At 72.1% G+C, this 18,922-nt stretch carries 17 protein-coding genes; 7 read left to right on the top strand and 10 right to left on the bottom strand.

Annotated elements, in window-relative coordinates:
- Positions 1 to 105: 105 nt before the first annotated feature.
- The 4 genes from D1J60_RS21740 (at position 106) to D1J60_RS21725 (ending at position 2,811) form a co-directional block, all read left to right on the top strand.
- Positions 106 to 825, top strand: a complete 720-nt coding sequence (locus D1J60_RS21740; RefSeq protein WP_125822210.1) for an alpha/beta hydrolase — start codon at positions 106 to 108, stop codon at positions 823 to 825.
- 76 nt (positions 826 to 901) lie between these two features.
- Positions 902 to 1,267, top strand: a complete 366-nt coding sequence (locus tag D1J60_RS21735; RefSeq protein ID WP_125822209.1) for a cupin domain-containing protein — start codon at positions 902 to 904, stop codon at positions 1,265 to 1,267.
- 201 nt (positions 1,268 to 1,468) lie between these two features.
- Entirely contained in the window at positions 1,469 to 2,533 is a 1,065-nt protein-coding gene (locus D1J60_RS38680; RefSeq protein WP_277607508.1) for a helix-turn-helix transcriptional regulator, read from the top strand.
- Between the two features lie 92 nt (positions 2,534 to 2,625).
- Positions 2,626 to 2,811, top strand: coding sequence for a hypothetical protein (locus D1J60_RS21725; protein ID WP_125822208.1), 186 nt, complete (start codon positions 2,626 to 2,628; stop codon positions 2,809 to 2,811).
- A gap of 206 nt (positions 2,812 to 3,017) precedes the next feature.
- Here D1J60_RS21725 and D1J60_RS21720 read toward each other — a convergent pair whose 3' ends face one another.
- Entirely contained in the window at positions 3,018 to 3,956 is a 939-nt protein-coding gene (locus tag D1J60_RS21720) for a LysR family transcriptional regulator (protein ID WP_125822207.1), read from the bottom strand.
- 99 nt (positions 3,957 to 4,055) lie between these two features.
- Between D1J60_RS21720 and D1J60_RS21715 the strand changes: the two genes are divergently transcribed.
- From D1J60_RS21715 to D1J60_RS21705, 3 genes are all read left to right on the top strand, one after another.
- On the top strand, positions 4,056 to 5,354 hold the full coding sequence (locus D1J60_RS21715; RefSeq protein WP_125822206.1) for an MFS transporter: 1,299 nt from the start codon (positions 4,056 to 4,058) through the stop codon (positions 5,352 to 5,354).
- A gap of 162 nt (positions 5,355 to 5,516) precedes the next feature.
- Positions 5,517 to 6,224, top strand: a complete 708-nt coding sequence (locus D1J60_RS21710; protein WP_241253354.1) for a L,D-transpeptidase — start codon at positions 5,517 to 5,519, stop codon at positions 6,222 to 6,224.
- A gap of 83 nt (positions 6,225 to 6,307) precedes the next feature.
- Positions 6,308 to 7,318 (top strand): sigma-70 family RNA polymerase sigma factor, encoded by a 1,011-nt coding sequence (locus D1J60_RS21705; RefSeq protein WP_125822205.1) that lies wholly within the window; start codon positions 6,308 to 6,310, stop codon positions 7,316 to 7,318.
- Positions 7,319 to 7,992: 674 nt separating this feature from the next.
- Here D1J60_RS21705 and D1J60_RS21695 read toward each other — a convergent pair.
- The 9 genes from D1J60_RS21695 to D1J60_RS38140 all read right to left on the bottom strand — a co-directional run bounded on the left by D1J60_RS21695 (position 7,993) and on the right by D1J60_RS38140 (position 18,830).
- Complete coding sequence (locus D1J60_RS21695; protein WP_125822203.1) at positions 7,993 to 9,270, bottom strand: thymidine phosphorylase; 1,278 nt, start codon at positions 9,268 to 9,270, stop codon at positions 7,993 to 7,995.
- 88 nt (positions 9,271 to 9,358) lie between these two features.
- Positions 9,359 to 9,757, bottom strand: a complete 399-nt coding sequence (locus D1J60_RS21690; RefSeq protein WP_125822202.1) for a cytidine deaminase — start codon at positions 9,755 to 9,757, stop codon at positions 9,359 to 9,361.
- A complete protein-coding gene (locus D1J60_RS21685) occupies positions 9,754 to 11,016 on the bottom strand; it encodes an ABC transporter permease (RefSeq protein ID WP_125603148.1) in 1,263 nt (420 codons plus the stop codon). Before D1J60_RS21685 ends, D1J60_RS21690 begins: the two co-directional genes overlap by 4 nt.
- Positions 11,013 to 12,128 (bottom strand): ABC transporter permease, encoded by a 1,116-nt coding sequence (locus tag D1J60_RS21680; RefSeq protein ID WP_007266053.1) that lies wholly within the window; start codon positions 12,126 to 12,128, stop codon positions 11,013 to 11,015. Before D1J60_RS21680 ends, D1J60_RS21685 begins: the two co-directional genes overlap by 4 nt.
- Positions 12,125 to 13,783, bottom strand: a complete 1,659-nt coding sequence (locus tag D1J60_RS21675) for an ABC transporter ATP-binding protein (RefSeq protein ID WP_125822201.1) — start codon at positions 13,781 to 13,783, stop codon at positions 12,125 to 12,127. Before D1J60_RS21675 ends, D1J60_RS21680 begins: the two co-directional genes overlap by 4 nt.
- A 264-nt stretch (positions 13,784 to 14,047) precedes the next feature.
- Positions 14,048 to 15,112 (bottom strand): BMP family ABC transporter substrate-binding protein, encoded by a 1,065-nt coding sequence (locus D1J60_RS21670; protein WP_125822200.1) that lies wholly within the window; start codon positions 15,110 to 15,112, stop codon positions 14,048 to 14,050.
- A gap of 218 nt (positions 15,113 to 15,330) precedes the next feature.
- Positions 15,331 to 16,587: an amidohydrolase gene (locus tag D1J60_RS21665; protein WP_125604901.1), complete on the bottom strand. Its 1,257-nt coding sequence runs from the start codon at positions 16,585 to 16,587 to the stop codon at positions 15,331 to 15,333.
- A 137-nt stretch (positions 16,588 to 16,724) separates the two neighbouring features.
- Positions 16,725 to 17,864: a hypothetical protein gene (locus D1J60_RS21660; protein ID WP_125822199.1), complete on the bottom strand. Its 1,140-nt coding sequence runs from the start codon at positions 17,862 to 17,864 to the stop codon at positions 16,725 to 16,727.
- A 45-nt stretch (positions 17,865 to 17,909) separates the two neighbouring features.
- Positions 17,910 to 18,830, bottom strand: a complete 921-nt coding sequence (locus D1J60_RS38140) for an N-acetylneuraminate synthase family protein (RefSeq protein WP_125824133.1) — start codon at positions 18,828 to 18,830, stop codon at positions 17,910 to 17,912.
- Positions 18,831 to 18,922 lie beyond the last annotated feature (92 nt).

The raw sequence follows: 18,922 nt of genomic DNA, 5'->3' as shown, positions 1-18,922 counted from the left end.
TCTACTCCTACGCGCGTAGAGCAGCGCGTCGGCCGCAGGGGTCGATATGTAACAGAGACCGTACGGACGGGTGGCGTACACCTGTCAGTCTGAGACTGTTCCGCCATGGCACAGCATGCGCCGCCGGCGCGCGGGGCCCGCCTGGGGCGGGCGGCCGGCGCGAACGGCTCGGTCTCGACGGTCAGTGGTGTGGTGCTCCTGCTTCCCGGAGCCTCCAGACTCGCCCCCGGTCCGGTACGCCCGCTCGCGCGGGCGCTGGCCCGGGCGGGCGGGGCGCAGGGGCTGGTGGCGCACCCGGTGGCGCACGGGGCCGGACCCCGGGAGGAGGCCGCCGCGTGGGCGGCGCAGGAGGTGGTCAGGCTGTACGGGGACGTCCCGGTCTGCCTGGCCGGCTTCGGCGCGGGCGGCAGGGCGGCGCTGCTGGCGGCGGGGCACGAGGCCGTCAACTCGGTGGTGGCGCTGGCCCCTTGCTTAACGGAGGGCTCGGACGCGGGCTCCCCTGAACCGGTGAAACAGCTCGCCGGGCGGCAGGTGCTGATCGTGCACGGCACGAACGACGCGCGCAGCGACCCGGAGTCCTCCTTCCGGCTGGCGGCCCGCGCGAAGAAGGCGAATCGTTCTACCTGCCGGTTCGAGGTGCACTCGGACGGCCACGGGCTGCGGGAGCACCGCTCGGAAGTGGTGGCGCTGGCGGTGGACTTCGTCCTCGGCGCGATGCTCGCGGGCCGGTACTCGCGGCCGGTCGTGGACGCGCTGGCGGCGCCTCCGCCGCTGGGCCTGCGGATGCCGCTGGCCTCGGGTTTCGGGCGGTCCCTGAGGGGCTGAGCGGGGGCGGGTGCGGGCGTAGAGTGAGAAATGGACTCGGGGTCTGCTCGGGGTGCTCTCCGGAAGGCGGTCCGCCATGGCCGGGATGGTGCGCAGGAACTTCGACAACGCGGACGAGACGCGGCCCTTCGCCGACGGCAAGGGCAGGCTGGACCTGATCCAGACGGACGGCGGGCCGGTCGGGCGCGCGGTGTTCGAGCCGGGCTGGAAGTGGTCGGAGCACATCAAGCCGCTGGCGGGCACGGACAGCTGCCAGTCGGCGCACACCGGTTACGTGGTCAGCGGCCGGATGCAGGTCGTGATGGACGACGGCGAGGGCGCCGAGTACGGCCCGGGGGACTTCATGCAGGTCGCCCCGGGGCACGACGCGTGGGTGCTCGGCGACGAGCCGTGCGTGGCGGTGGACTGGACGGGCTTCGGCACCTACGCGCAGCCGGCCTGACCGCGGGCCGCGCCGGAACGCCGGGACCTCCCGTTCCGTCCCCTCTCGGTCGGACGGCCCCGGTGTTCCGGCGCGGCCGCGGGTCGTGGGTCCACTGTGCCGGTTCGGCATATGCCGGAAGCGGTCGTTCAGGCGTCGGCTTGTCGCCTTGCGGGAACCGGAGGGGTTTACGAAGGGGCACAGGCAGGGACGAATGTGCATATGCCAGCCCCCGCCGATGACCGCGCCGACGCCGGTTCCGAAGACCCCGAAGACCTGAGCCCCACGGCCCGGCGCCTGTACGCGTACGCCGTCGACCGGCACGCCTTCACCGTCGCCGAGGCCACCACCGCCCTCGGGGCCCGCGCGGGCGCGGCCGTCACCGAGCTGGCCGCCGCACACCTGCTCCAGCGGGTCCCCGACGGCGACGGACCCGAGCGCTGGTGCGCGGTCGCGCCCCGCGCGGCGGCGGCCCGGGCGCTGGCCCCGCTGGCACTCCGCGTACGGGAGACCCACGACGAGATGGACCGGCTGCGCGGGCGGCTGGAGGCTCTGGTCCCCGCGTACGAGGCGGGGGCCGCGCACCGGGACCTGAGCGGGTCGGGACGCCTGGAACTGGTCACCGACCTCGGAGCCGTCCGCGGACTGATCACCGAACTGGCCGCGGCCTGCGAACGGGAACTGCTGACCTCCCAGCCCGGCGGCGGCCGGCCCCAGGAAAGCCTGGAGGAAGCGGTCGGACGGGACGAGTCCCTGCTGACCCGCGGCGTCCGCATGCGCACCATCTACCAGCACACCGCCCGCTACTCCCGCCCCACCGCCGCCTACGTCGAACGCATCACGGCACTCGGCGCCCAGGTCCGCACCCTCGGCGACGGCCTCATGCGCATGCTGATCTTCGACGCCCACACCGGCCTCATGGCCGTCCCCGACCGCCAGGGCGCCGCCCTGGTCGTCCGCGAACCGAGCGTCGTCCACTTCATGACGGCCACCTTCGAACGCTCCTGGCTCGGCGCCGAACCCTTCCCCACAAGCGTCGGCCCGGACGCCGCCCGCGCCGTCTCCGACGAACTCCGCCAGACCATCGTCCGCCTCCTCTCCGACGGCCTGGAAGACAAGGTCATCGCCCGCCGCCTCGGCATGTCCGAACGCACCTGCCAACGCCACATCGCCGAGATCATGCGCGCCATCGGCGCCAAATCCCGCTTCCAGGCCGGCTACTTGCTCTCCACGGCGAACAGACCACACTGCCCGGACGGGGACCCCGGAACCGGCGCACCGGCCTAGCCTCAGACCAGGGAGGGCAGAACGCCGCGCGCCCACCGGCCGAGCCAGAACGCTGCCGCCGAGCGATGCTCCTGGCCTTCGGTGGATCCGTCGTGCACCAGGTACTCGGTCGGGGCCAGGTAGCCCTCGCCGGGCTCCAGGCGTATGCGGGTGAGGCGAAGAACCCCTCCGCCGGCGGGCCGACCCCGTGGTGCGCCTCCTCCCTCCGGCCCCACCTCGCCAACGCGCACGCCCGAGAAACGTACGAGCGGGGCAGGACGCTGCTCCGTACGGGCTGACGTTCGCCGGGGCGACGGCTTCCGGCCCTCGGCAGGCCCCGCCGATCGTCATTCCCTCCACCGGCGCCGGGCGACGACGGGCCGCCGACCGGCAGGCCGACGGACGGAGTCCGGCGCAGCGGCGCGAAGCCGGGGAGGCCGTCCGCGGCCGAGCCGCGCGAGCGGCGCGTCAAGAAGGAGAACCGGCCCTCGGGCCCCGGGGAGGGCTAGGACGGGGGTTCCAGTTCGGGGATGAGGCGGCCGCGGCGGGAGAGGAGGAAGCGTTTGAAGGCGGCCACCGGAGGGGTGTCCGGGTGGCCGTCCAGCCAGGCCACGCCGATCTCGCGGGCCGCGCGCGGCGCCGTCACCGTCAGCTCGACCACCCCCGGGCGGGCCACGGGCGGCGGGGGGAGGAGGGCCACGCCCAGGCCCGCCGCCACCAGGCCGCGCAGGGTTTCCGCCTCTTCGCCCTCGAAGGCGACCTTCGGGGTGAACCCGGCCTCCGCGCACAGGTTGTCGGTGATGCGGCGCAGGCCGTAGCCGGGCTCCAGGGTGACGAAGGTTTCCTCGGCGGCCTCCGCGAGGCGGATGCGCTTGCGGCCCGCGAGGCGGTGGTCGTCCGGGACCACCAGCCGCAGCCGCTGCTCGTCGAGGCGGCGGGCGACCAGGTCGGGGGCGTCGGGGACGGGCGAGGTCAGGCAGAGGTCGAGTTCGCCGGCGCGGAGCTTCTCCAGCATGGCCTCGCCGTAGTTCTGGACCAGGGCGAAGCGGACCCCGGGGTGGTCGGTGCGGAAGGCGCGGATCAGGCCGGGCACCGTCTCGGGGCCCAGGGTGTGCAGGAAGCCGAACGCGACCTTGCCGAAGGACGGGTCGGCGTCCTGCTGGACGGACCCGGCGGCGCGGGCGATGCCCTCGAGGGCCTGCTCGGCGGAGGCGAGGAAGGTGCGGCCCGCCGTGGTGAGGGCGACGGTGCGGCCCTTGCGGGCGAACAACGAGACGCCCAGGTCCTGTTCGAGGCGGACCATCGCCCGGGACAGGGTGGACTGCGGTACGCCCAGCTCGTGGGCGGCGCGGGTGACGTGCTCGTGCCGGGCGACCGCGACGAACTGGGCCAGGCGCGGGGCCAGCCCTTGTGTCACAGCCATGTCTTCTTCGTAACGGTTCATTGATATCCGAGGCCCTGGAGTGCGGTGATGCGCTGGTGGATTGATTATCCCGGGTTTGTGCATTGGACGCATGAAAAAGGGTGGGCGTAGGTTCGAGGCATGCCTCCCGCTCATACCGGGGCGCCCGTCATCACGGGCGCCTCCACCCCGTCGTCCCCCGAGCCCCGCTCCCCCGGCCGCCCCGGCTACCGCCGGATGAGCCTCGCGCTCTTCGCCGCGGGCCTGGCGACCTTCGCCCTCCTCTACTCCACCCAGGCGCTGCTGCCCGCGGTCTCCGCCGGTTTCGGCGTGACGGCAGGTCAGGCCAGCTGGACGGTCTCCGCGGCCACCGGCGCCCTCGCCCTGTTCGTCCTGCCGCTCAGCGCGCTGTCCGAGCGGTTCGGCCGGACCCGGATGATGACCTGCTCGATGGTGGTCGCCGTCGGCATCGGCCTGCTGGTGCCGTTCGCGCCGAGCCTGGAGTGGCTGGTGGCGCTGCGCGCGGTGCAGGGCGCGGCCATCGCCGGGATCCCCGCCTCCGCGATGGCGTACCTCGCGGAGGAGGTCAAGCCGAAGGCGCTGGTCGGGGCCATCGGCCTGTTCGTGGCCGGCAACTCCATCGGCGGCATGAGCGGCCGCATCGTCACCGGCTGGGGCGCGCAGCTGTGGGGCTGGCGCGGCGGGCTGCTGGCCGTCGGCGTGATGGCGCTGGTCTGCGCGGCGGCCTTCCTGGTGTTGCTGCCCAGGGCGCGGTTCTTCCGGCCGGCGTCGCTGAACCCGCGCGCGGTGGGACGTACCGTCGCCGGGCACCTGCGGGATCCGCTGCTGCTGCGGCTGTACGGGATCGGCGCGCTGTTCATGACCGTGTTCGGGGCCGTGTACACCGTCATCGGGTACCGGCTGGTGGAGGCGCCGTTCTCGCTGGGCCAGGGCGTCGTCGGGTCGGTCTTCCTGGTGTACCTGGTGGGTACGGTCTCCTCGGCGGCGGCCGGTCAGCTGGTGGCCCGTGCGGGCCGGCGCGGGGCGCTGTACCTGGCGGTGACCACGACCGCCCTGGGGCTGCTGCTGTCGCTCGGCGACTCGCTGTGGCTGATCCTGCCGGGGCTGGTGCTGATCACGGCCGGCTTCTTCGCGGGGCACGCGGTGGCGTCGGCGGCGGTGAGCCGGACGGCGAAGACGGGCCGGGCGCAGGCCTCGGCGCTGTACCAGTCCGCGTACTACCTCGGCTCCAGCGCGGGCGGCACCCTGGGCGCGCTGGCCTACCACGCCTCGGGGTGGGCGGCCACGGTCGGGATCGCGCTGCTGGCGGTGCTGGGCGTCGTCTCGATCACCCTGTACGGATCCCACGCGGCCCGCGCCGAACGCCGCCGGATGCTCGCCCCGGGCGCTCGCGGTCCCCGCGCCGCGGCGGCCCGCTGACCCCGCGCCAAACGTCCCGGCACCGGTCCGCCGGCGGACCGGTGCGGACCGGTGGCGGACCCGTGGCGGCCAACTCCGTTCAAGGTCTGTGCGCCGTGCGCAACTCGCTCTAGCTTGGGAGGCATTGCGCCCCACAGTGCGGGCGAGGCAGGGGAGGACCAGATGGCGGCGATACGCGTGCGCGCGCGGCGGCGGGCTGCGGTGGTGTTCGGCGGGGCTCTGGCGCTTGCGGCGCCCCTGGTGGTCGTGGGGGGAGGGACGGCCCAGGCCGCCGGCTGCAACGTGACCACCGGGCCCTACCAGCGGCAGGTCGAGCAGTTCCTCGGGCGGCCGGTGGACGGGGTGCAGTCGGCGGCCGACTGCACGGCGATCCAGTCGTTCCAGGCCACCCACGGGATCACCCCGACCATGGGGTACGCCGGGCCGCTGACCTGGCAGACGATGAGCACGATGCTGGCGCAGCGGGCGGCGGGCAAGAATCCGAACGCCGAGGGGAAATGCCCCGTCAACCTGGGGCGGATCGCGTGCGTCGACCTGACCCGGCAGCTCAGCTGGATCCAGGACGGGGCGGCGCTGAAGTACGGTCCGGTGCCGGTGCGCACCGGCAAGGCGGAGACGCCGACGCGGACGGGCCTGAAGAAGATCTACTACCGGTCCATCGACCACTGGTCGACGATCTACAACGTGTCCATGCCCTACTCGCAGTTCTTCGACGGGGGCATCGCCTTCCACTCGGTCACCAAGAGCATGTGGAACCCGCCCGGTTCGGGCGGCTGCGTGAACATGACGACGACGGACGCGAAGGCCTACTGGAGCATGCTGACCAACGGCGAGGACGTCTTCGTGTACGGGCGCAAGCCCGGGACCTGACGGTTTCCCCCGCTCCGGCTGCCGTTGTCAGACCCCTCGGGTAGTTTCCGAAGGGACGGCAAACCACCTGGGGGACGGCGGCCATGAGCGACCTTGCTACCTCGTCACCGGAACTCGACGCGGCGATGGACCGCTACCGCGTCGAGCTGACCGGCTACTGCTACCGGATGCTCGGCTCGTCCTTCGACGCCGAGGACGCGGTGCAGGACACGTACGTCCGTGCCTGGCGGGCCCACGCGAAGTTCGAGGGGCGGTCGTCGCTGCGGTCGTGGCTGTACCGGATCGCCACCAACGTGTGCCTGGACCTGCTGAAGGCGGGGAACAGGCGGGCCCGGCCGATGGACCTGTCCGCACCGCAGCACCAGGCCTCCGCCGTGCTCAACGAGCGGCCCGAGGTGACCTGGCTGGAGCCGGTCCCGGACGGGCGGGTGCTCCCGCAGACCGCCGACCCGGCGGAGCTGGCGCTGGCGAAGGAGTCCGTGCGGCTGGCCTTCGTGGCGGCCCTCCAGCACCTGCCGGCGAAGCAGCGGGCCGTGCTGATCCTGCGGGAGGTGCTGGCCTGGAAGGCGGACGAGGTCGCGCGGCTCCTGGAGACCTCGGTGGCGTCGGTGAACAGCGCGCTCCAGCGGGCGCGGGCGACGCTGTCGGGGCAGGAGCTGCGGCCGAGCGAGCCGAAGGACCCGCTGGACGCGGAGCAGTCGAAGCTGCTGGAGCAGTACCTGTCGGCCTTCGAGGCGTACGACATCTCGCGGCTCACGGAGCTGCTGCACGAGGACGCGGTGCTGTCGATGCCGCCGTTCGACCTGTGGCTGCGGGGGCCGGCGGACATCGCCGCGTGGCACCTGGAGCAGGGCATCGGCTGCAAGGGCTCGCGGCTGGTCCCGACCACGGCGAACGGGCTGCCGGCCTTCGGGCAGTACCGTCCGCGGGAGGACGGCCTGCCCGGGCACGTGCCGTGGGCGCTCCAGGTGCTGGAGGTGTCACGGGGGCGGATCGTCGGGCTCAACGCCTTCCTGGACACGGCGCGGTGGTTCCCGCTGTTCGGGCTGCCGCAGGAGCTCTCCGAGTCCGACGAGGTGGAGCAGGGCCTCTAGCCGGGGGGCCGCTCCGGTGACCCGGAAGGGGGTGCCGTGGCCCTTGGCCGTGAGGGCCAGGCGGGCGAGGGCGTCGACGGTGGCGAGGGTGGGGGTACCGACTCCCCGGACGTCGCAGGTCACCGGCCGGACCGGGCCGTCCCGGCAGAGCTTGCCGAGGCGGGCGCAGAGGGCGGGGACGTCCGGCTGGGGCCCTTCCAGGGCCAGGGTGATCTCCACGGGGGGATGACCGTCCGCGGCCGCGGAACTCATCGGTGCCGCTGCGCTGCCGCGCGGGATCGGTGCCGTGGGCGCTGCCGCGCGGGGCCGGTGCCGTGGGCGCTGCCGCGCGGGGCCGGTGCGGTGGGGCGGGGGTGCCGCTGCGCGGGGCGAAGTCCCCTACCCGCCCTTCGCCCGTTCCCCGGGCTGCGCCCGGACCCCCTGGAGGCTCCGCCCCCAGACCCCCGCGCCTCAAACGCCGGCGGGGCTATGAGGAGCCGGCGGGGCTGGATTTCGCGCAGCGAAATTCCAGCCCGCGCGGCGATTGAGCGCACCGGGCGCGCAGCGCACGGTATCGGGGTCCGGGGCGGAGCGCCCCGGGATCTTTTTCAGCCCCGCCGGCGACTGAGGCGAGAACGGGTGAAGGGCGGGGAGGGGTTACTCGATGCGGCACCTCGCCCCTCCCCGGCCAGGGGTTACGCGATGCGGTCCAGGACGATCGGGTTCGCCGAGAACTCCGTGCCCGACGGGGAGACGTCGTAGCAGCCCTCCAGGGAGGACAGGGCGTACTCGAACTTCTCCGGGGTGTCCGTGTGCAGGGTCATCAGCGGCTGGCCCGCCGTGACCGTGTCGCCCGGCTTCGCGTGGAGCTCGATGCCCGCGCCCGCCTGGACCGGGTCCTCCTTGCGGGCGCGGCCCGCGCCCAGGCGCCAGGCGCCGACGCCGACCGCGTACGCGTCGAGGCGGGTCAGGACGCCGGAGGCGGAGGCGGTGACGACGTGCTGCTCGCGGGCGACCGGGAGGGCCGCGTCCGGGTCGCCGCCCTGGGCGGAGATCATCCGGCGCCACACGTCCATCGCGGAGCCGTCGGCGAGGGCCTTCGCCGGGTCGGCGTCCTTGATGCCGGCGGCCGTCAGCATCTCCTGCGCGAGGGCGATGGTCAGCTCGACCACGTCGGCGGGGCCGCCGCCGGCGAGGACCTCGACGGACTCGCGGACCTCGAGGGCGTTGCCCGCGGTCAGGCCGAGCGGGGTGGACATGTCGGTGAGCAGGGCGATCGTCTTGACGCCGCTGTCGGTGCCCAGGGCCACCATCGTGGAGGCCAGCTCGCGGGCGTCCTCGATGTTCTTCATGAAGGCGCCGGAGCCGACCTTCACGTCGAGGACGAGGGAGCCGGTGCCCTCGGCGATCTTCTTGGACATGATCGAGGAGGCGATCAGCGGGATGGCCTCGACGGTTCCGGTGACGTCGCGGAGGGCGTAGAGCTTCTTGTCGGCGGGGGCCAGGCCGTCGCCGGCGGCGCAGATGACGGCGCCGGTGGTGTCGAGGACGTTCAGCATCTCCTCGTTGGAGAGCAGGGCCCGCCAGCCGGGGATGGACTCCAGCTTGTCGAGGGTGCCGCCGGTGTGGCCGAGGCCGCGGCCGGACAGCTGCGGGACGGCCGCGCCGCAGGCGGCGACGAGCGGGGCGAGCGGGAGGGTGATCTTGTCGCCGACGCCGCCGGTGGAGTGCTTGTCGGCGGTGGGGCGGGAGAGGGAGTCGAAGTTCATCCGCTCGCCGGAGGCGATCATCGCGGCGGTCCAGCGGGCGATCTCGGACCGGTTCATACCGTTGAGCAGGATGGCCATGGCGAGCGCCGACATCTGCTCGTCGGCGACGACGCCGCGGGTGTAGGCGTCGATGACCCAGTCGATCTGCTCGGGGCTCAGCTCACCGCGGTCCCGCTTGGTCCGGATGACGGAGATGACGTCCATGAGGTGACTTCCTTCTACGCGCATAGAGATGAGGGAGGGAGGAGCGGCGACGGCCCTCCGCCCGGCGGGGCGGAGGGCCGTCGTACGGCTATCTCAGGTGGTCGGGGCCGAAGGCCTGCGGCAGCATCGCGCTCAGCGGCAGGATCCCGTCCGGCGTCTCCACCAGGAGCTCCGGGCCGCCGAACTCGTAGAGCAGCTGGCGGCAGCGCCCGCACGGGACGAGGATGGCGCCCTTGCCGTCCACGCACGTGAAGTGCGTGAGCCGGCCGCCGCCGGTGGCCTGGAGGGAGGAGACCAGGCCGCACTCGGCGCACAGGCCGAGCCCGTAGCTCGCGTTCTCGACGTTGCAGCCGGTGACGGTCCGCCCGTCGTCGACCAGCGCCGCGACCCCGACCGGGAAGCCCGAGTAGGGGGCGTACGCGCGGGTCATCGCGGACCGGGCGGCGGTCCGCAGGGCTTCCCAGTCCACCGCCGGGGCCGGGGTCACTTGCCCTGGCCCTTGCGGTACGGCATGCCGTCCGCCTTGGGCATCCGCAGGCGCTGCGCCGACAGGGCGAGCACCAGCAGCGTGGTGACGTACGGGGCGGCGTCGACGAACTGGCTGGGCACCTGGTCGGTGGCCGCGTACCAGGCGAAGAGCCCGGCGGCGCAGACGGCGGCGATGCCGGCCTGGAGGTACTTCTTCTTGTACAGCTGCCAGCCGACGGCGAGCACCAGCAGGATGGCGATCAGCAGCAGCATCGCGTGGACGTTCTCGGCGCCGCCGCGCAGCTTGAGGCTGTCGGTGAAGCCGAAGAGGCCCGCGCCGAGCGCCATGCCGCCCGGCATCCAGTTGCCGAAGATCATCGCGGCGAGACCGATGTAGCCGCGGCCGCCGGTCTGGCCCTCCTGGTAGATGCCGGTGGAGACGATCGCGAGGAACGCGCCGCCGAGGCCGGCCAGGCCGCCCGAGACGATCACGGCGATGTACTTGTACTTGTAGACGTTGACGCCGAGGGACTCCGCCGCGACCGGGTTCTCACCGCAGGAGCGCAGGCGCAGGCCGAAGGCGGTGCGCCAGAGCACCCACCAGGTGGCGGGGATCAGCAGCACGGCGACGACGGTCAGCAGCGACAGGTGGGTGACCAGGCCGCCGAGGACGCCGGCGATGTCCGAGACGAGGAACCAGTGCTTGGCCTGGAGGGTGTCCAGTCCGCTGGAGAGTCCCGGGATGGTGATCTCGGTGATGGGCTCGATGCGCGGGGACTGCTTGGAGGAGCCGCCCTCGGCCTTGTCGAAGGTGAAGTTCGACAGGTACTGGGTGAAGCCCGTCGCCAGGATGGTGACCGCCACACCGGAGACGATGTGGTTGACGTTGAAGGTGACGGTGATGATCGCGTGCAGCAGGCCGCCGAGGGCGCCGCCGACGATGCCCAGCAGGACGCCCGTCCAGGGGCCCCACTGGTAACCGGCCCAGGCACCGAACCAGGTGCCGAGGATCATCATGCCCTCGAGGCCGATGTTGACCACGCCGGCCCGCTCGGCCCAGAGGCCGCCGAGGCCCGCGAGGCCGATCGGCACGGCGAGCTGGAGGGCGCCGGAGACCTGGCCGACGGAGGTCAGGTCGTTCGCGCCGGAGATGACCCGGACCAGCGAGACCAGCGCGAGGCCGCCCGCGATGATCAGCAGGATCCAGGGCAGGGTGAGCTTGCGGCGGCCGCCCGGCTTGGGCGCGGCTTTCGTCGTGGGAACGGTGCTGGCGCTCACGCCGCGACCTCCTTCTCGGTCTTGATGGCGTGGCCGGCGGCCAGCTCCTCGCCGACCTTCTGCTGCTGGCGGCGGATGCCGTAGCGGCGGACGAGCTCGTAGCTGACGACCACGGCGACCACGATCAGGCCCTTCATGATCGTGCCGATTTCCTTGGCGTAGCCGGCCGTGTCGAGGCCGGCGGACGCCTTGTCGATGAAGGCGATCAGCAGCGCCGCGAAGAAGATGCCGACCGGGTTGTTGCGGCCGAGCAGCGCGATGGTGATGCCGGTGAAGCCGATGCCCGCCGGGAAGGACAGGTTGTACGTGTGGGACTCGCCCAGCAGGAGCGGCATGCTGACCAGACCGGCGACGGCGCCCGAGATGAGCATCGAGGTCATGATCATCTTCTTGGCGTCCACGCCGGAGGCCTGGGCGGCGGACTCGCTGGCGCCGGTGGCGCGCAGGTCGAAGCCGAACCGGGTGCGGTTGAGCACGAACCAGTAGACGACGCCCAGCGCGAAGGCGATGAAGGTGAAGCCGTAGATCTCCATGCCGTCACCGAGCTCGACGCCCGGGAACCAGCCCGACTCCGGGATGTCACCGGTGGTCAGGTCGTTGGAGCCGACGGGCTGCACGCCGAGGTTCTTGGGCAGGATCAGCCAGGCGATCAGCGAGGTCGCGATGGCGTTGAGCATGATCGTCGAGACGACCTCGCTCACGCCGCGCTTGGCCTTGAGGATGCCCGCGATGCCGGACCAGAAGGCGCCGACGAGCATGGCGACGAGCACGATCACCAGGATGTGCAGCGGGCCGGGCAGCGTGACCGCCGCGCCGACCAGGGCGCTGACCATCGCGGCGAGGCGGTACTGGCCGTCGACGCCGATGTTGAAGAGGTTCATCCGGAAGCCGATGGCGACGGCCAGGGCTGCCAGGTAGTACGTGCCGGCCTGGTTCACGATGAGGACCTGCACGTCCTCGTAGCCGGACTGCTCGATCATGATGCGCAGCGGCTCGATCGGGTCGACGCCCGACGCGGCCAGCACGATCATGCTCAGTACGAAGGCGCTGACCAGTGCCAGCGCGGGTCCGGCGAAGCCGAGAAGCAGCCGGTCCTTGTCGAATTTCTTCATCGGGCCTCGTCCTCCGTCGTGTCGCCGTCGACCTCGGCGGAGTGGTCGTCAGTGGCTTCCAGGTGCCCGGTCGCGGCGCCGGTCATGGCGGTGCCGAGCTCCTCGGGGGTGATCGTCGCCGGGTCGGCGTCCGCGACCAGGCGGCCGCGGTAGATGACGCGGAGCGTGTCGGACAGGCCGATCAGCTCGTCCAGGTCGGCGGAGATCAGCAGGACGGCGAGGCCCTCGCGCCGGGCTTCGCGGATCGCGTCCCAGATCTGCGCCTGCGCGCCGACGTCCACGCCGCGCGTGGGGTGGGCGGCGATGAGGAACTTGGGGTTGTGGCTCATCTCGCGGCCGACGATCAGCTTCTGCTGGTTGCCGCCGGAGAGGGAGGCCGCGGTGACGTCGATGCCGGGCGTGCGGACGTCGTACTCGCGCACGATCCGCTCGGTGTCCTTGCGGGCGGCCTTCGGGTCGAGGACGCCGCGCTTGGAGTTGGGCGCCTCGGTGACGTGGCCGAGGATGCGGTTCTCCCAGAGCGGGGACTCCAGCAGCAGGCCGTGGCGGTGGCGGTCCTCGGGGATGTAGCCGATGCCGCCCTCGCGGCGCTTGCGGACCGGCATCTTGGTGATGTCGCTGCCGTCGAGGGTGATGGCGCCCGCGTCGGGGCTGATCATGCCCATGAGGGCCTCGATCAGCTCCGTCTGGCCGTTGCCCTCGACGCCGGCGATGCCGAGGACCTCGCCCTTGTGGATCGTGAAGGTGATCCCGTCGAGCAGCAGGCGGCCGGCGACGGCGGGCTCGCGCAGGTCGGTGTCGGAGTCGCCGAGGGCGTTCACGGAGGTCTCGGGGGTGACGATGGTGCCCGCGTCGGCGACGGTCAGGCCGTCGACCTGCAGCATGGGGGTCGTGGTGACCGTGGACTCGCGGGTCTCCGGCGAGGGCAGCTCGCTGCCGACCATCAGCTCGGCGAGCTGCTTGGTCGTCGCGGTCTTCGGGTCGGCGGTGCCGACCGTGGTGCCGCGGCGGATGACGGTGATGTCGTCGGCGACCTTCAGGATCTCGCCCAGCTTGTGCGAGATGAAGATGACCGTGAGGCCCTCGGCCTTGAGCTCGCGCAGGTTGTCGAAGAGCGCGTCCACTTCCTGCGGCACGAGCACGGCGGTCGGCTCGTCGAGGATGAGGGTCTTGGCGCCGCGGTAGAGGACCTTGAGGATCTCCACGCGCTGGCGGTCGGCGACACCGAGGTCCTCGATCAGGGCGTCGGGGCGCACGCCGAGGCCGTACGCGTCCGAGATCTCCTGGATCTTCTTGCGGGCCTTGGAGCCGATGCCGTAGAGCTTCTCGCCGCCGAGGACGACGTTCTCCAGAACGGTGAGGTTGTCGGCGAGCATGAAGTGCTGGTGCACCATGCCGATGCCGCGTGCGATGGCCTCACCGGGGTTGTTGAAGGAGACCTGCTCCCCGTCGATGGCGATGGTGCCCTCGTCCGGCTTCTGCATGCCGTAGAGGATCTTCATCAGGGTCGACTTGCCGGCACCGTTCTCGCCGATCAGGGCGTGGACCGTGCCCTTGCGGACGGAGATGGCGATGTCCTTGTTGGCGACGACGCCGGGGAAACGCTTGGTGATGCCGTGCAGTTCTACGGCGAGAGGGGGGCTGGACGCGTTGATGACGCACTCTCCTTGGCGCGGAAGGAGCTGGAAAGCCGTTTGGCTCGGCAGGAGGACAGGGCAGGGGTCGGCCGGGCGGGTGGGCGGGAATGGGACGGTATCGCGTCCACGATGCCTCTACGCGCGTAGCACTGTCGGAAGTGAAAACTTGCGGCCAACTGGCCACAAGTGGTCACGGACCGGGGGCGAAGACGCGGTCCGGGGTCCGGAGCGGTAGAGACCGCATCCGGACCCCGGAAACCGCGACGAGTCGTCAGACAGCCGTTACGGCGTGGTCTTGACGGTGATCTTCTTCGCGATGATGTCGGCCTTCGCCTTCTCCACCGCGGCGATGAGCTCGGCCATGTTCTTGTACTCGGGGTTGGAGTCGGCCAGGCCGACGCCGTCCTTGTCCAGGCCGTAGCGGACCTCGCCGGACTCCGGCTTGCCGTCCTTGACCGACTTGATCAGGTTGTAGACCGCGTCGGACACGTCCTTGGTGACCGAGGTCAGGATCTTGTCCTTGTACTTCGACAGACCGGCCTGGTTGTACTGGTCGGAGTCGACGCCGATGGCCCACTTGCCGGAGGTCGCGGCGGCCTCGATGGCGCCCGAGCCGGCGAGGCCGGCGGCGGCGTAGACCACGTCGGCGCCACCGTCGATCTGGCCCTTGGCGGCGGCCTTGCCCAGGTCGGGCTTGGCGAAGCCACCGAAGTCCGGCGGCTGGGAGAGGTACTTGGTCAGTACCTTGGCGTTGGGGTTGGTGTCCTTGACGCCCTGGGTGAAGCCCGCCTCGAACTTCTTGATCAGCGGAACCTCGACACCGCCGATGAAGCCGACCGTGCCGCTCTTCGACGCCTTGGCGGCGGCGACGCCGGCCAGGTAGGAGCCCTGCTCCTCGTTGAAGACCAGGTTGGCGATGTTCTTGTCGGTCACCGAGGTGTCGTCGATGATGCCGAAGGTGGTCTTCGGGAACTTCGCGGCGACCTTCTTGATGGCCGGCGCGTAGGCGAAGCCGACGCCGATGACCGGGTTGTTGCCCTTGCGCGCCAGCTCGGTGAGGCGCTGGACCTTGTCGGCCTCGCTCTCGCCCTCGGTCGGCTCCGCCTCGGCGGTCTTGATCTTGAGGTCCTTCTCGGCCTTCTCCAGGCCCGCGAACGCGGCGTCGTTGAACGACTGGTCGCCACGGCCGCCGATGTCGTACGCGATGGCCGCGCCCGCGGAGGAGGTGGGCGCGCTGCCGTCGGAGGAGGGGCTGTCCGAGGACTTCTTTCCGCCACAGGCGGTGGCCGAGAGGGCCAGCGCCGCGGACGCGATGCCCACGGTGGCGATCCTGGTGATCCGGCGCAAGGGGAGGCTCCTTCAAAACCTGACCGAAGCGCCACGACCGGCGCTGGTTTAGCGGCGATCGTAACGCGCGTAGATGTCAGTTAAAGGCCCGTTCATGAGTCGTTATCGGATCGTCGCGAACCGGACAGTGACCGATTGGTAACGGGACGGGCGTCCAGCCCTTGCGTACCAAGGGCTGGACACCGCCGACAGGAGACCCGCCGGTGCTGTATGGAGCTTTACCCGATCTTTGATGTGACGGGACCGTTGCGGCGGCCGTCGAGGAGTGCGGCGGCCGTGAAGAACTCGACGCCGTAGCCGATCGAGGTCTCGTCGACGTCGAAATCGCCGCGGTGCAGGTCCCGCTTGGCGGTGTCGCCCGGGCGGCGGACGCCGAGCCGGGCCATGGCGCCGGGGACGTGCTCCAGGTACCAGGAGAAGTCCTCGCCGCCGAGGCTCTGCTCGGTGTCCTCCACCGACTCGGGGCCGCGCCGGGCGCCCATGGCCTCCCGGAGCAGCTCGGTGACCACCGGGTCGTTGACGACCGGCGGCACGCCGCGCACGTGGTTGATCTCGAACTTGGCCCCGTGCATCGTGGCGACCTCGTCGATCGCCGCGTGGATCATGTCGGGGGCCTCGTACCAGGCGTTCAGGTCGAGGCAGCGGACCGTGCCGGAGAGCTCGGCGTGCATCGGGACGACGTTGCAGGCGTGCCCGGACTCGATCCGGCCCCAGGTGACGGACATGCCCGCGCGGGCGTCCATCCGGCGGGCCAGCAGCGCCGGCACGTCGATGGCGACGCGGGCGGCGGCCGTCACCATGTCGGTGGTGAGGTGCGGGCGGGCGGTGTGGCCGCCGGGGCCGTCGAGGGTGACCTCCAGGCGGTCGCAGGCCGAGGTGATGGGGCCGGGCCGCAGGCCGATCCTGCCCGCGTCGACCCGCGGGTCGCAGTGCACGGCGATGATCTTTCCGACGCCGTCCAGCACCCCGGACTCGATGGCCTCGGTCGCGCCGCCCGGCAGCACCTCCTCGGCCGGCTGGAACAGCAGCCGCACCGGCCGGGGCAGCAGGCCCTGCCGGTCGAGCTCGGCGAGGACCAGGCCGGCGCCGAGGACGACGGTGGTGTGGACGTCGTGGCCGCAGGCGTGGGCCCGGTCCGGGTAGGTGGAGCGGTACGAGACGTGGGTCTTGGCGTCCGGGATGGGCAGGGCGTCGATGTCCGCGCGCAGGGCCAGCATCGGCCGTCCCCCGTCCCAGGTGCCGACGTCACAGATGAGCCCGGTGCCGGACTTCAGGACGCGTGGTCGCAGGCCTGCCTTCTCCAGCCGGGCCTTGATCGCCGCGGTGGTGCGGAACTCCTGGTGTCCTAGCTCGGGGTGCATGTGCAAGTCCCGGCGGAAGGCGATCAGTTCGGCACGGAGCCCGTCCGGCAGCTTGCCGGGCAGCTCGGGCCGGACAGGCTTGCCGGGCAGGGCGGTCTGGGGCTCGCGGGACATCAACTGGTTCACCCGTTGAAGGGTAGGCCCACGGATGGGTCAACTGTCCGGAGATCACGAAAAGTTCATGCCCTTAGGGGAAAGAAAAGCGACCTCTGGACGCATGACCGGTTGCGGCCGGGGGTAAACTCGCGCGCTCATCCGGCAGCAGTGGTACTCCGTGCGGGGAGTCTGCGCACATCACGAGCGGTGTCGGTGACGCCCGCGAGGAAGCCGCCGGCCCTGGGCGAGGCCCCGGGGGCGAGCCAGGCGGGGTCGATACCGCATACGGCCACGGTCACGCCAGTGCCGGTGAGCGCGTACGGCAGCGTGTGGACGACCGTGGACGGAAAACTGACGATCGTACGTCCCACCGGTCCCCGGCGCGCGACCAGTTCCAGCGGCAGGTCCGGCCGTACGATCTCCAGCCCGGTCGCCGCGCGCAGCGCCCGCAGCTTCTGCGGCGTCTCGCGGCGGTGCGCGAAGTACCGGGTCACCCCGTGCTCCCGGGCGAGGGCGCGGACGGCCTCCAGGTAGCGGGCCGGGTCGACGACGCCGGTCTCCACGAGGGAGGTGCCGACGAGGTCGGTGCCCTTGGTGAGGCGGGGCGGGCCGAAGCGGGCGCGGGTCCAGGCGAAGTCGTTGACGCGCAGTTCGGTCCCGGGCAGCGGGGTGACGGGCATCGAGGTGAACAGTTCGACGCGGCGCCCCGGCCCCGGCCGCAGGCGGCGCCGGGCCGCGCCGGAGACGGGTGCGTAGGCGAGTTCCCGCGCGCGGGACAGGGGGCCGTCGCCGGTGCGGTGCCAGCGGCGCAGGCGCTCGCCGCGGCCGAGCTGGGCGACGAACTCCAGGGTGGCGGTCCCGTCGTCGACGACGACCAGCTCGGCGGCCCGGGACGGGGCCAGCAGCAGCTGGACGAAGCGGGAGAAGGGGTCGCCGACCACGATCCGTTCGGCGTGGCGCACGGCCGGGCCGAGTGCGGCCAGGGCCCGCAGGGGGGCGCCGGAGCCGCCCCGGGCCTCCTGCCACTGGACGGCGTACCCCTCGTCGCGGGCGATGCCGGCGACGCGGCGCAGCTGGCCTCGGGACAGGGGGTCGGTGGGCGGCAGGACGACGATCCGCAGCCGGGTGGCGACGGTGCGCGGGTCGGGGCGGCGGCGCTCGGCGAGCGGGCCGGGCTGGGCCGGGACGGCGGTCAGCAGGGGCTCGCGCCCGCGCCGGGTGTGCGCCCACTCCAGCACGTTGAGGAGCTGGACCGGGCTTTCCACGAGGGCCAGGGTGGGGCCGGGAGGGTTCACCGCGTACTCCGCTCGGGGGGAGGGGTGGGGTGGGGGCGGGACGGGTCAGATCGCGGCCGGGGCGGGGCGGGTGCCCTGGATGCGGCGGAGCTTCTTCATGGGGCCGAGTTCGGAGGGGTAGACGCGCTTGACGCCGTCGCCGAGGGCGGTCTCGATGGTGCGGATGTCGCGGACCAGGCGGGCCAGGCCCCCCGGCTCGACGGAGGCGGCCTGGTCGGAGCCCCACATGGCGCGGTCGAGGGTGATGTGCCGCTCGACGAAGGCCGCGCCGAGGGCGACGGCGGCCAGGGTGGTCTGCAGGCCGGTCTCGTGGCCGGAGTAGCCGATGGGGACGTTGGGGTACTCCTCCTGGAGGGTGTTGATGACGCGGAGGTTGAGCTCCTCGGCCTTGGCCGGGTACGTCGAGGTGGCGTGGCAGAGCAGGATGCTGTCGCTGCCGAGCACCTCGACGGCGTGCCGGATCTGCCGGGGGGTGGACATGCCGGTGGAGAGGACGACGGTGCGGCCGGTGGCGCGCAGGGTGCGCAGCAGTTCGTCGTCGGTGAGGCAGGCGGAGGCCACCTTGTGGGCGGGCGGGTCGAACTTCTCCAGGAAAGCGACGGCCTCGGTGTCCCAGGGGGAGGCGAACCAGGCGATGCCGCGCTTGGCGCAGTGCTCGTCGATGGCGAGGTAGTCGGCCTCGCCGAACTCGACGCGGTGGCGGTAGTCGATGTACGTCATACGGCCCCAGGGGGTGTCGCGTTCGACGTCCCACTGGTCGCGGGGGGTGCAGATCTCGGGGGTGCGCTTCTGGAACTTGACGGCGTCGCATCCGGCTTCGACGGCGGCGTCGATCAGGGCGAAGGCGGTGCCGAGGTCGCCGTTGTGGTTGATGCCGATCTCGCCGACCACGTAGACGGGGCGGCCGGGGCCGGCGACGCGGGGGCCGAAGGTGCGCAGGCGGGGTTCGGTGGTGGCGACCGTCATGGCGGGTGGTGTCCTTCGCTCGGTGCGTGGGGTGTGGTGCGGGGTGCGTTGCCGGGTGGTTTGGGGCGTGTCGAACAGGGGCGCGAGGAGGC

It is taken from the genome of Streptomyces sp. W1SF4, from assembly GCF_003950035.1.
In the GTDB taxonomy this organism is placed as follows: Bacteria; Actinomycetota; Actinomycetes; order Streptomycetales; family Streptomycetaceae; genus Streptomyces; species Streptomyces racemochromogenes.
Note: the sequence above shows the minus strand (reverse complement) of the source record. Positions and strands in the feature narration are given on the sequence as shown.